12 protein-coding genes are annotated in these 12,943 nt (G+C 53.5%); 4 read left to right on the top strand and 8 right to left on the bottom strand.

The window, feature by feature from the left end; genetic code table 11:
• Window positions 1-3: 3 nt before the first annotated feature.
• Complete coding sequence (locus BUA44_RS07250; RefSeq protein WP_178348761.1) at window positions 4-654, bottom strand: cytochrome c3 family protein; 651 nt, start codon at window positions 652-654, stop codon at window positions 4-6.
• 286 nt (window positions 655-940) lie between these two features.
• Here BUA44_RS07250 and BUA44_RS07245 point away from each other — a divergent pair, with 286 nt between their 5' ends.
• Together BUA44_RS07245 and BUA44_RS07240 are read left to right on the top strand one after the other, a co-directional pair.
• A complete protein-coding gene (locus BUA44_RS07245) occupies window positions 941-1,216 on the top strand; it encodes a type II toxin-antitoxin system RelB/DinJ family antitoxin (protein WP_072810265.1) in 276 nt (91 codons plus the stop codon).
• Window positions 1,213-1,515, top strand: a complete 303-nt coding sequence (locus BUA44_RS07240) for a type II toxin-antitoxin system YafQ family toxin (protein ID WP_072810263.1) — start codon at window positions 1,213-1,215, stop codon at window positions 1,513-1,515. The genes BUA44_RS07245 and BUA44_RS07240 overlap by 4 nt, the downstream gene beginning before the upstream one ends.
• Before the next feature lie 9 nt (window positions 1,516-1,524).
• On the opposite strand, the gene BUA44_RS07235 is transcribed toward BUA44_RS07240, so the two are convergent.
• Window positions 1,525-1,896, bottom strand: coding sequence for a c-type cytochrome (locus BUA44_RS07235; protein ID WP_072810261.1), 372 nt, complete (start codon window positions 1,894-1,896; stop codon window positions 1,525-1,527).
• A complete protein-coding gene (locus BUA44_RS07230; protein ID WP_072810258.1) occupies window positions 1,897-2,946 on the bottom strand; it encodes an NAD-dependent epimerase in 1,050 nt (349 codons plus the stop codon).
• 206 nt (window positions 2,947-3,152) lie between these two features.
• Between BUA44_RS07230 and BUA44_RS07225 the strand changes: the two genes are divergently transcribed.
• Window positions 3,153-3,446 (top strand): hypothetical protein, encoded by a 294-nt coding sequence (locus tag BUA44_RS07225; protein ID WP_072810256.1) that lies wholly within the window; start codon window positions 3,153-3,155, stop codon window positions 3,444-3,446.
• Window positions 3,447-3,520: 74 nt separating this feature from the next.
• Here BUA44_RS07225 and BUA44_RS07220 read toward each other — a convergent pair whose 3' ends face one another.
• The 4 genes from BUA44_RS07220 to BUA44_RS07205 form a co-directional block, all read right to left on the bottom strand.
• Complete coding sequence (locus tag BUA44_RS07220) at window positions 3,521-4,687, bottom strand: phosphoglycerate dehydrogenase (RefSeq protein WP_072810253.1); 1,167 nt, start codon at window positions 4,685-4,687, stop codon at window positions 3,521-3,523.
• A gap of 66 nt (window positions 4,688-4,753) precedes the next feature.
• Window positions 4,754-6,493 (bottom strand): (E)-4-hydroxy-3-methylbut-2-enyl-diphosphate synthase, encoded by a 1,740-nt coding sequence (ispG, locus tag BUA44_RS07215; RefSeq protein WP_072810251.1) that lies wholly within the window; start codon window positions 6,491-6,493, stop codon window positions 4,754-4,756.
• Window positions 6,494-6,534: 41 nt separating this feature from the next.
• Entirely contained in the window at window positions 6,535-8,256 is a 1,722-nt protein-coding gene (locus BUA44_RS07210) for an HD domain-containing phosphohydrolase (RefSeq protein WP_072810250.1), read from the bottom strand.
• A gap of 3 nt (window positions 8,257-8,259) precedes the next feature.
• A complete protein-coding gene (locus BUA44_RS07205; protein ID WP_083579522.1) occupies window positions 8,260-9,954 on the bottom strand; it encodes an HD domain-containing phosphohydrolase in 1,695 nt (564 codons plus the stop codon).
• 115 nt (window positions 9,955-10,069) lie between these two features.
• Here BUA44_RS07205 and BUA44_RS07200 point away from each other — a divergent pair, with 115 nt between their 5' ends.
• Window positions 10,070-10,840 carry a glycosyltransferase family 32 protein gene (locus tag BUA44_RS07200; RefSeq protein ID WP_083535546.1) on the top strand — a complete coding sequence of 257 codons (771 nt, stop codon included), beginning with the start codon at window positions 10,070-10,072 and terminating at the stop codon, window positions 10,838-10,840.
• Between the two features lie 118 nt (window positions 10,841-10,958).
• Here BUA44_RS07200 and BUA44_RS07195 read toward each other — a convergent pair whose 3' ends face one another.
• Window positions 10,959-12,884 (bottom strand): FISUMP domain-containing protein, encoded by a 1,926-nt coding sequence (locus BUA44_RS07195; RefSeq protein ID WP_178348759.1) that lies wholly within the window; start codon window positions 12,882-12,884, stop codon window positions 10,959-10,961.
• Between the last annotated feature and the right edge of the window lie 59 nt (window positions 12,885-12,943).

Here is a 12,943-nt window from a genome sequence, read left to right as displayed (position 1 = left end):
AAACTACCTGTGGCACGCGGCGCAGTACGTTGCCGCCCGCCTGAAATTCTTCTGTTTGAACGTTTCTCCCCTGTGGCAGGCGATGCACATCTGCATGCTGAAATTCTCGCCGCCGTACACGTCGGCCTTCGCGCCAGGCTGAGCTCCGGTCGCGCCCGTGGAAAGGGGCGCGACAGATTTTGCTTTCGCGCCGGGCTGGGCTCCGGCAAAACCGCGGTGGCAATCCGCGCACTCCACCCCGGCGGCCGCGTGTACCCCGTGGTGGAACACCACGTGCTCCGGCAACGCGGACTCGTGCTTCCAGGGGTATGCCGGAGCGGCGGCCAGCGCCGAATCCAGCTTCTCGATGCCGGGATTTTCAGTGAGCGGCAGGCGGTGGCAATCCATGCAATCCGCCTTTGCGGGCATATATGCGCGCGCCCCGGAAACAGCACCCGTATGGCAGTGGCTGCAATCGAGCCCGATGTTTTCGCCGTGAAGTTCGTGCAAAAAGGCTATCGAATTCGGGCCGCCCGCATCGGCACCCACTCGCACAGGAGTCGCCTTCTGGCCGAACAAAAAGTCCGCCAATAAGAACACAAAGACAACCGCAAAAACGAGCCCCGCCCACTTGAACGGGGTTGCTCCGAAAGATGCGCCTTGTCGTTTAAACACACTCATCCCTTTAGCGTAAATCTAATTAAGAAATCGTCCAAATAAAAAGAAAATCCCCAATTTGCTCAAAAATTTCCTGTACCTTCCGGCACGCATTCCAATTTTCCCTTTTTTGTAAAAAAAAGCATGTAACCAAAAATTTCTGGCTTATTTTGGCCGCGAAACCGTTTTATATAGTAGATAGGGAGCCTTTTTCCTATTCGCCGCACTGGGCATCCGTGCATTTTTACAATATATATACTACAAATGCTTTACATTTGGAACTTTTTGTTGTATATTTAGAGGTATGAGTACCGTGGTTACAAATATCCGAATAGATAAAGAGCTCAAGGCTCAAGCTACCGAACTCTTCAACGACCTGGGATTGACCCTTTCCCAGGCGTTCACCGTTTTCCTGAAACAGGCCGTGCTGCATCACGGTCTCCCGTTTGCCGTCACCAGGCCCCCGTCCAAAGAACTCCTCGAAGCGATCAAGGAAGGTGAGCAACTCGCCCACGACCCCAACGCCAAGACGTACGCTACGCACGAAGAGCTTCTTGAAGAACTGGGGATCAAAATATGAGTTCCGAAAACGGATTCAAATACAACTTACGAGTCACAAATCGCTACAAGAAACATATTAAACAAATTGCCAAACGAAATATTGAAAACGTCAAAAAAATCAATGACGTCGTCCATATTTTGCAGAAAGGTGAAACTCTCGAAGAGCGGTTTAAGGACCATCCTTTAGTCGGAAACTGGATCGGGCACAGGGAATGCCATGTACTGCCAGACCTTCTGTTAATCTACAAGATCGTAGAAAATGTTTTGATTCTCGAACTTGTCGATACCGGGACGCATTCCGACCTGTTCGGGAATTAACGTTTCGGCTTACTTCGGTCGGCCCGGGTCATCTGGGTGCTCCAGAATATACAGCAGCCACGACGCCATCATCTTCGCGTCGGCTTCGCTCATGGGCGAAATTTCCATCGGATCCCACTGGTCGGGGTGCTTGGGCTCGGGCTTCATCAGGTACTGCACCAGAGCCTCGGGATTCTCCACATACTGCGCAACGTTATCCTTCATGGGCGGGGCCGCGAACTTGCGCGCCCAGCGGTGGCAGCCCTTGCACTCGTTGTTATAGTATTCCGAGGCCTTCGCCTTGAGTTCGGGCGTCACGGCAGGCAGCACAAACACGTCCGCCGCAAAAAGCGCACAGACAAGCAACAGTACCGCAACAACCGCCCGTGAACCGCGCATCATCTACCTCAGTGGATTCTTGTCGCTCTTGTACCACTTCATGAACTCGGCGATGCCGTCGTGCAGGCTCCAATGCGGCTTGTATCCGCATTCGGCCTCGAGCTTCGTGGTATCGGCGTTCGTCTGGTAAACGTCGCCGGGCTGCATCGGCAAGAATTCCTTCTTCGCGGGCTCGCCGTACGCGTTCTCGATTTCGGCAATGAAGTCCATCAGCTTTACCGGGTGGCTGCAGCCGATGTTGTATACTTTGTACGGAACGCCGTTCGGGCACTTTTCCGCGACAGGCATGTGGTCGAGCGCATGCACACTGCCTTCCGCGATGTCGTCGATGTAGGTGAAATCGCGAATCATGTCACCGTTGTTGAACACCTTGATGGGCTCGCCCTTCGAGATGGCGCGGGCAAAGAGCATCGGGCTCATGTCGGGCCTCCCCCACGGGCCGTAAACCGTAAAGTAGCGCAGACCCGTCATCGGGATGCCGTAAAGCTTCGCGTAGGAATGCGCCATCAGTTCGTTGCTCTTCTTGCTCGCTGCATACAAACTAACCGGATTGTCGACCTTGTCGTCTTCGCTGTACGGGACCTTGCTGTTCAGGCCATAAACAGAACTGGACGACGCATAGAGCAGATGCTTCACCTGATTATGGCGGCAAGCCTCGAGAATGTTGAGGAAACCAACCATGTTGCTCTGCATGTAGGCATACGGGTTCGTGATGGAGTAGCGCACGCCGGCCTGTGCCGCGAGGTTCACCACCTTATCAAACTTTTCTGCGGCAAAGAGCTTGTCGATAGATTCCTTGTCGGCGAGGTCCATGCGCACAAAGCGCGCACCCGCGAGCGTCGTGCTTTCGAGCATCTGCCCGAAGGGGATTTCGGCAAGCGCGCCTCCGTTCGCAGAACGGAAGCCGTTTTCCCACAGGCGCCCGTACTTGAGGCGCACATCGTAATAGTCGTTGATGTTGTCGAGCCCGACAACCTCGTCCCCGCGGGCCGAAAGCATCGCCATGATTTTCGAAGCGATAAAACCCGCCGCACCTGTCACAAGAATCTTCATTTCAGTAGTCCTATTTTGTAAAGAAAAGTAGAAAAAAAAATAGTGCCATTTTGGCTCATTTTCGCCGCGAAACCGTTTTATAGGTAGGAGCACAACTTTTTTCGAGTTATGCCCCTGTCAAAACTTGAAAATGTTGACAATTTCAAAATTTTAGAGTATATTTATCAAATCAAACTAGCCAAGCAGCGGCTAAAGGAGATGTAACGATGTCGTATGTCTATGTCAAAGATTCCGAAGGTTATGTCTTCAAAAAACTCAAGTCTGAAGTCTGCAAGGGCGAGAAGATTATCACAGAGAAGGCCTACCGTAAAGCCTCCGGCCTGGCGACCTATGAAAAGGAGTTCGGGCACGGTGGTGCCAGGGAAAACGCCGGCAGGAAACCCAAATATTCCAAGCCACTGACTATCCAGATGCGCGTTACGCAAGAGGAAAAAGAGTTCCTCGCCTATGCCCGTGAAAACGGGCTCAGTTTCGCCAGCCTGATGAAGACGGACTTTTAAATACATATAAAAATCCCCGCTCGTAGGCGGGGATAAATTTTGGCTAAAGCGAGGGGGATCCCTCCCCCACCTGATTAGAAGTGGATCACGCGGACCTTGATGACCTTGTCGAGCTTGGAGAGTTTCTCGATGATGGAGTCATCCACCTTGCTTTCGACGTCAACAAGGTTGTAGCCGATCTTGCCGTTGCTCTTGTTAGAGAAGCTGGCGATGTTGATGCCTTCGGCGCCGAACACCTTCGTGATTTCGGAAATCATGTTCGGAACATCCTGGTTGATGACCACGACGCGGCTCTTGACGCCAGCGTGCGGGTGATCAACGAGGGCCGGGAAGTTCACGGAATTGCGGACGCAACCGAATTCGATGTAGTCCTTCAGTTCTTCGACGGCCATCACGGCGCAGTTTTCTTCGGCTTCTTCGGTAGAGGCACCGAGGTGCGGGAAGCAGGTCACCTTGTCGTTCTTGATGAGGTCTGCATCCGGGAAGTCGCAGAGGTAGCCCTGGAGGGAACCGGAAGCGAGCATCTCGTTGACCGGGGCCATTTCCACAATGCCACCGCGGGCGAAGTTCATGATGTAGCTGCCCTTGAAGCCGGCGAGGTTCTTGCGGTTGAGCAAGTTCTCGGTAACGCCCTTGATGAACGGAACGTGCACGGTGAGGAAGTCAGACTTCGCAATCACGGTGTCGAGGTCGGCAATTTCCACCTTGTTGGAAAGTTCGTGCATGTTGGCGGCGTTCGGATACGGTTCGTAAGCGATGACGCGCATGTTCTTCCAACGGGCATAGTTAGCGACCAGCACGCCGATCTTGCCGAGGCCGATCACGCCGAGGGTCTTGCCTGCGAGTTCCATGCCGGCGAACTTCTTCTTTCCGCTTTCGACGGTCTTGGCGAGGTCCGGGTCGGTGGTGTCGAGGTTCTTGACCCATGCGGCGGCCTTGTCCACGTTACGGACGGCCATGCCGAGCACGGTCATCACGAGCTCGGCAACGGCGTTGGCGTTTGCACCCGGGGTGTTGAACACGCAGATGCCCTTCGCGGAAGCCTTGTCGATAGTGATGTTGTTCACGCCAGCGCCGGCGCGGGCGACAGCCAGCAAGCCGTCAAAGTTGTCGGTATCAACCTGGGCGGAACGCACCAAGATGGCATCCGGATTTTCGACGGAGTCGGAAACCTGGTAGAACGAGCCAAACAGGCTCAAGCCTTTCTTGGAAATGTTGTTCATCGTCTTAATAGTTGCCATTTTTATGTCCTTTGTTAATGTTTAAAATCTTTTCTTCAATGTCATCCTCGCGAAGGCGAGGATCTTTTAAGGTTCCTGCCAGCGACCGCGATCCTTGATCAAATTCACCAATTCTTCAATCGCGTCTTCTTCGGGGATGTTCTTCTTGACGGCCGTCTTGCCCTCGAACAGCGTAATGCGGCCGGGGCCACCGCCCACGTAACCGAAGTCGGCGTCAGCCATCTCGCCCGGGCCGTTCACGATGCAGCCCATAATGCCGATGGAAATGTCGGAGAGGTGTCCGAAGCGGGCCTTGATCTTGCCCATGACCTGCTGGATGTCGTACAAGGTACGGCCGCAGCTCGGGCAGCTGATAAAGTTCGTCTTGCTGCGGCGGCAGTAGGCGGCCTGCAGGATGTCGAACGCCAGGAGAACGCTTTCCTTCGCGCCCTTGTAGCCGTCGATAACGACGGCATCGCCAAGACCGTCGGTCACCAGGCTTCCGATGTCGGCGGAAACGCGGAGGGTTTCTTTTTCGGTGTCGCCGATTTTTGCGTAAAGCAAAATGGGGTCTTGGCGACCTGCCGCATCCAATGCGGCAGCAAGGGCGCGCACGCCAGAAACCATCTCAGCTCCGGTATAGCAGAACACGGAACCTGCAGGCACGCTCGCCGGATTCGCGGCGAACCCCGCGATGTCCATCGCATCCTTGAACTGCACCACGGGGGCAGCATCCAGGCTCGGCAGGGCAAATTCCGCATTGCGGCGTTCGCCGGTAAGTGCAATCGCATCGGCCTTCACGCCGACCTTCACCGGGTTAGAACCGCCGATTTCCACGCCGGAAACAGCGACGGGCGTCGTTGCCCTGCGCTCGTAATGGTACGGGTCCTTCTCGAGAACCGGCACGTTGTACGCCGTCGGCGCGGCAGGCAAAGCGCATGCCTTGATGAGTTCCTGCGCCACCGGGACTTCGGCTACCGGATCTTCGGTCAGGGACACGCGTATCGTATCTGCCAGGCCATCGAGCAGGAGTGCGCCGATGCCCGCGGCCGACTTGAGTCGTCCGTCGGCACCCGCGCCCGCTTCCGTCACGCCCACGTGGAACGGGTACGGCTTGAAGCCTTCCTGCTTGATACGTGCGGCGAGCATGCGGTAGGCGGCAATCGCCACGCGCGGGTTGCTGCTCTTGAGACTCAATACAACCTGGTCAAAATGTTCGGCCTCGCACACGGCCAGGTATTCCATGGCACTTTCCACCATGCCTTCCACCGTGTCGCCATAGCGGTAAATCATGCGGGCAGAGAGCGAACCGTGGTTCACGCCGATGCGGATGGCGCGTCCCAGGCGCTTGGCCTCCTGCACAAACGGAGTGAAGGCCTCGGCAACCTTTTCCTTGCCCTCGTCAAACGACTTGTCCGTCTGCTGGTCGAGCGTCAAAATGCCCGTGTCGACAAAGTTACCCGGATTGATGCGGACCTTTTCCACCCACTTGAGCGCCTCGAACGCGGCCTTCGGCTGGAAGTGGATGTCGGCGGAAACCGGCACCGTGCAACCGGCGGCACGCACCTGCTTCATCACTTCTTCAAGAGCGGCTGCATCTGCAAATGTCGGAGCGGTAATGCGAACCAGGCCACAACCCACCTTGGCGAGCGCCAAAGTCTCGGCCACCGTCTTTTCGACGTCCTTCGGCTTGGTGGTGGTCATGGACTGAACTAAAATGGGGGCGTTGCCCCCTATCAAAGCCTCGCCAACGCGGACTTGTACAGTTTCCCTGCGGACGGCGTTGAAGCGGTCGGCAACATACGGGAATTCGCTAAACTTTGTCATGCGTACAAAGATAGCAAATTAAAAGCCAAAGCAGGCTATTTTTACTTTTCGTTGGACTCCCAGCCGGGGCTATTCCTGTAATAGTTCTCGAGTTTTTCGCGGCATGCGACAAAACTTGCCTTGAGCCTCGGGTCAAAATGCGTCCCCATGGAATCCATAATCAAATTGTACGCTTCCTCGAACGACATCTGCTCCTTGTAGCAGCGCTTGCTCACCAGCGCGTCGTAAACGTCCGCAATCGCCATTACGCGAGCCTCGAACGGGATATTCGCGCCAAAGAGCCCGTACGGGTAACCGCTCCCGTCAAAACGCTCGTGATGGAAGCACGCCACGTTCTTCGCAATCTCCACAAAGAAGGGTTCCTCGATTTCGGCAAGCAGGTTTTCCACGATGGCGGCCCCCTTCTCGGCATGAGTCTTCATCACCTCGAATTCTTCGGGCGTAAAGCTGCCGGGCTTGCGCAGGATCTTGTCGTCAATCGCAATCTTCCCGAGGTCGTGCATCGGCGCCGCCGCAATCAGCGCATCGTAATATTCCTTCGTGCGCCCAAAACTGGAATCCTTCCTGAGCTCTTCGGCCAGGATTCCCGCGACTGCACTCGAGCGCATGATGTGGCCGCCCGTATTGCTGTCGCGGCTTTCGACCATCTTCGCCATGCCCACAATCATCTGCTCCTGGATGGCGTGAATATGCCTGTCGTTATCCTTGATGACGTCCTTGAGCTTCGTGTTGTGCGTATCGAGTTTCTTGATATAGCGCTGCAGCCTGGTCTCATCTTCGATGCGGAACAGCACGATATGCGAAATCTTGTTGCGGGCGACCTTGCGCACGCACACCCTATAGTTGCGCCTCCCGTACGCGAAGTAGCTGTCGCTCGGGGAATCCTTCCTCACGAACGATTCCATCAGCGAGCCAAAATGCTTGGAGATTTCAAGGTCTTTGGGCATCGCCCTATCCACGCGGAATTCACCAAGTTCCGGGAAGAACTTGTACGCAATGTCGTTGCACCCGAGGTAGATTCCCTTGTCCGAGAAGGCCACAAACGCGTTCTGGTTTTCCGCCTCCAGCGATTCCAGCATAGCATCCGAGATATCGCCCATCCTTACGCGCAGGCACACGAAGAACAAGATGAACTCGTCTATCACGTACACGAGCGGCACCACCATCGTATCGCTCCCGATCTCGCGCGAAATAAGGAACGAGATGATGGAAATGAGCGTCATGAGGGCAACCGCAATCAGGTTCTTGTAACTCACGTTTATGCGGGTACGGGCCGCGTAGGCGATTGTCACGATATTTGCAAGCGTGTAGCCCACCAGCACGACATTCCAGAGGAAATGCAGGGGGCCGTATTCGCAGGCGCAGTACGCCACACCGTACATGTGCGTGTACGTGACCGACTTGTAGTAGATATCGCTATGCCCTATGGTACACGAAAGCAGGAGCACAGTAACCGAAAGCGCCCCCAGCAGGAGTTTCGCCCAGTCAGGGAAGTTGAACTTGCAAATGCGCAGAATCACAAAATACTCGAACATCGGCAAGAACACCGAACCCAGGTAACACGCCTTCGTCGCGATAATGACCGTTTCTTCCGATTCGGCAAGCGCCCCGGTGAGGTAGCCGACGTTCGCCACCAGCACAGATGCAAATATGGACGCGAAATAGAAATTCAGCTGCTTGCGGTACAGGAGTACCAGCGCGAACAGGTTCAGGAACGAGACCACGCACATCAGCACCAAGTAAGAAATTACCATGTTTTCCATACGCTAGTGCTCCACCGTCCTGTAGTATTCACGAAGCTTGGCCTCGCAATCCATGAAATACTTCTGGAGAGTCGGGTCAAACTGGGTCCCCATCCCCGCAAGGATAATCTCCCCCGCCTTGTCGTACGACATGCTGTCCTTGTAGCAGCGGCTGCTCACCAGCGCGTCGTACACGTCCGCGACTGCCATGATGCGGGCTTCCACCGGAATCGCGTCGCCCTTCAGGCCAAGCGGGTAGCCAGTCCCGTCAAAACGTTCGTGATGGAAATTCGCCACGTTCTTCGAAAGTTGCACAAAGAACGGGTCTTCGATACCCGAAAGCAGGTTCTCGACAATCACCGCTCCCTTCTCGGCATGCGTCTTCATTTGCGCAAATTCGCTGTCGGTAAAGCGCCCCGGCTTCCGCAGGATTTCGTCGTCGATGGCGATTTTCCCGAGGTCGTGCATCGGGGCCGCCGAAATAAGCGCGTCGTAGAAGGAATCCGTCTGGGAATAAGCCATGTCCTTCCGCATCTCGGAAGCCAAAATGCGAATCACCTGGCTCGTGCGCTTGATATGGCCTCCCGTATTGCCGTCGCGGCTTTCGACCATATTCGCCATGCCAACAATCATCTGTTCCTGGATGGCGCTCACCGCCTGCGCGTTCTGCTCCACGACCTTCACCAGCTGGTTGTGGTCCTTGCCCAGCATGTCCACGTACATCTGCACCTTCGTGTCGTCCTCGATGCGGAACAGGCAAATCTGCATTACGTTCCATACCGGGATAGTGCGGGCGGTACACCTGAAATGACGGTTGGCATACCAGAACTTGAGGGCATGCCGCAACCTGGTGTTTACCGCCTGCTCGAGCAGCGGCTTGAAAAGATTCCCCATCTCGTGCCCGCTCGGGATAGGCAGGTCCACGCGGCACTGCGCAAGTTTCGGGAAGAACTTGAGCGCGATTTCGTTGCAGCCGAGATATTCACCCGTGGAGGTAAACGAAACAAATGCGTTCCCGTTGTCCTTTTCGAGCGACTGCATCACGCTACGCGCAATATCGTACCATTTCACGTTCAGGCTTATGTAGAGCAAGAACACCTGGTCCGCGAGATACACGAAGGGCATGCAGAGCATGTCGTTTTCCATGTGCCTCGAAATGAAAAACAACGACACGGTGACAAGTTCCAGCATGAACATCGCAAATATGTTCTTGAGCGAGACAAACCGGCGCATCATGCAGGCGTGCACAATGACCCCGATATCGAGTACGGCGTACAGGATAATCATCACGTTGAATACGTCGTGACCCCAGCCGTAGGTCGCCACGTAGTTGCCCGCCCCGCTCTGCACCACGAACTCGACGGTCTTGTAGTAGATGTCGCTATAACCCACCGTGAACGAGAGAAACAGCACAAAGCAGCTGAACACAATCAGGAGAATGCGCAACACAGGGAGAATCCGCAGGCGGCAGACTTCCGCAAGCGTAAAGAACATGAGCATCGGCAAGAACGCCGAGCCGAGGTAGTTTATCTTGTTCGAAAGGATGGCTCCGTCAACCGATTCCGAGAACCCCAGGAGCCAGTGACCGAAACAGCTGACGACGATGGCGACAAACGTAAAGAACATGTAATTGTTCTTCTGTTTGCGGAAAAGTTCCAAAAAGACAGCGAAATTCACTATCGATAAGACAAACGCCAATGTCAATAAAAGCTGTCCCATTACTTACCTTGTTAGAAAAATATAACAAAAAAGGGCACTTTTACACATTTACGTGCATTTTTTCACACAAAATCGCAAAATAGGGGTTACGCTCGGTCAAAAAAAATGTTAAAATATGGGTATAGACGGAGCAAATCGTATGATCCCGAAGATATTTCATTATTGCTGGCTTTCGAACGAACCTTTTCCGGAAAAGGTTCAACGTTGTATGGAATCCTGGGAAAAGTTCCTGGGCGACTACAACTGCATTTTTTGGGATTACCAGAAGGCCAAGGCGACAGGCATTCCCTGGATTCTTGAAGCCATGGAACAGGGCAACTGGGCGTTTGCCGCCGACGCGGTGCGCCTGTACGCGCTCTACACCGAAGGCGGAATCTACCTGGATTCCGACGTGCAACTGCTAAAGTCGCCCAACGAACTGCTCGACCGCAAGTACATCCTCGGGTACGAGAACGGTTCCAAGCGAATCGAGCCCTCGTTCCTGGGTGCAGAGAAAGGTTCGCCCATCATCGGCGAGGCGCTCAAGTACTATACCGAAAGGCATTACGAATACAGCGAGGAGAAGGTGGAACAGCTGGTACTCCCGCAGATTCTCGCGAACGCCTGTGACAAGTTCAACGGGCTGGATATTCTGCCCGAATGGTACTTCTCGCCCAAGCGCTTCTTGGACGGGGCAATCAATACCGCCGACGAGACGGTGAGCATCCACCACTTCGGTAGCAACTGGCGCCCCGAGAACATCCGCATCGGCATGAAGCGCAGGCAGTACATCTTCAAGAAGTTCCCGCGCCCCATCGCCGAACTGCTCGCCGTCCCGACCACCTTCTGGTCCGACATGAAGGCCCAGGGAATCGGCGCCGCGTTTAAGCACCTATTCTCGAAATAGCGACTAGGGAGGGCGACGCCCTCCCTAAGACCCTCCCGACACTCGATACAAGTATCTTCGTGGGCGCCTAGCCGGCGCAGTATGAGACTAGGGAGGGCGACGCCCTCCCTAAGACCCTCTATCTATTCTTGACGCACCTGACAGACACGAGCGCGCCTTCATGAAGGTACGCATCAACATCGAGATACATTTCGACTGTTTCGTTAAATAAGATTAAATTTATATTCACATCAGGGCTATCGAGCGCAGCGATATACGTCTGGTAGCCAACCCCGTCAAAAGCGCCTTTTTCCTTATAACCACAGGGCATCACCGACAAGCCATACTGATCAGCGAACCTTCCAGTAAAGAGGTCGGACTCCCAACCGAAGCGCGATGCGATATACTCCGGACGGCTACTGCTCAAGAAATGCTTTATTTCCGCTTGTGTCGGGATATGCCAACCTTCGGGGCAAATTCCCTGGTGATTCCGTTGAATATATTCTCGAATAATGTAGGGATTACTCATGTCGATACCTCCGTTGATATTCATGATGGCGTGAATATCGTAGAGCGTCCCGCAAACATCGCAGTATTCGGCGCTATCCTTGTAGCAGGCATACTTGTCCTTCATGTTTTCGACCAAGCTGGAATCTTCCAGGCTATTATCGACATATCCCCGGAAATCCAGATTCTGCGCCATCCAGACCATACCTTCGGCTGCTATCGTCTTATAAACCTTCCCGTCTCGCGGGTCTGTCACAGTGCCGTATTCGTGTTTCGGACTCAGCACGTAGTCCTTGTCGATATCCCAGCTCCAGCCCTGAGTGTTGATCCATTCTCCCTTCTTATTGCAGAAATACATATCAAAGCCCTGGTTTCCCAACTTGTATCCCGGAGTAGTACAAGGGCGTTCCCACTCGTAGGTATCAACCTCATAGGTATTCAAATGCCTCCATTCATGGTTATCGCAGATCATGCGTCTTGCTCCAACGCAACCAAAATCAAGCGTATCGATCACCCCTTCGTTTACCGCGGTGCATTTTTCGCGTCCACTCAAGGAATCACATACAGGGTACAACCTTTTATAAACGGCCGAATCACAGTAAACACGGCTCCTTACTTCTGGGCAATAGCTTAAACTAGTCTGAATATCTTTATCTATAATACCGGCGACACCAAGAGGGTCTACCGTTATTTCTCCCGTGTTAGTGTATTGACCGAAACCATACACACAGGAAGGGGCATAAAACAGCAGATTAACAAAGGATTTTGCCCACAGCGCACTATCGCTTTTGTCCGCCTCCAAATTGATTTTTTCAAGATTATGGAATCTCACGTCACCGAGTATAGGGCGTTGTACTTCGTTTTCCGCCTGAATTTTCGCCTGGTCAAAAGAGGTATTTGTCGTGTTGATTAAAGCTTCGATTCTTCTTGAAATAGTCACTGAAACCGGATAAACGTATAACGTATCCACACCGGCAAGATTGGCATAAATGCTTTGGCTAAATCCTGTTTTTTCTAGCGTTATTTTAGCATAGTTCAAATCCAAAGGAAGATTCTTAACGACGATGGCAAGCGAGTCAAGTGCGCCAGAATACTTGGTATCACTTTGAGGGTGCAAAGTTGCATCAAGACTTTGGACAGAAGCATTAGTAAAATTAATGGTTACCTCCATATAAGTCTTTATTACAAGTTTTCTTCCGGTATCGGCAGACGACGATGAAACTTTTCCGCTCGAAGACGACACCGCAGACGACGAGGAGTTCGTGCCGGAAGAACTTACAGCCGAGGAATTCGCGCCAGAAGAAGAATTCGGTCCAGACGACGAAGACTGCGCGCCCGAAGATGACGAGACGCCATCATCCACAGAGGACGGCCCGTTCGAAGAAGAACTACGGGTATCGGAATTCCCTTCGCTATACGGATCCTCTTGCGACAGGCTATCTTCAGCAACCTGACCATCGTCACCATCTCTGGATACCGGGGTGAAAGATTCGTCGTCACCACAAGAGGTCAAAACGACAAGGAACAAAAATGGGATAAATATTTTCATAACCTTCATGTAATCCAATATAAAAAAACGGCCGCGTTTATCACGCGACCGTTTCTGCAAATTTGTCT

Origin of the sequence: Fibrobacter sp. UWR3 (assembly GCF_900143055.1) — a bacterium.
Classification (GTDB): Bacteria; Fibrobacterota; Fibrobacteria; order Fibrobacterales; family Fibrobacteraceae; genus Fibrobacter.
Note: the sequence above shows the minus strand (reverse complement) of the source record. Positions and strands in the feature narration are given on the sequence as shown.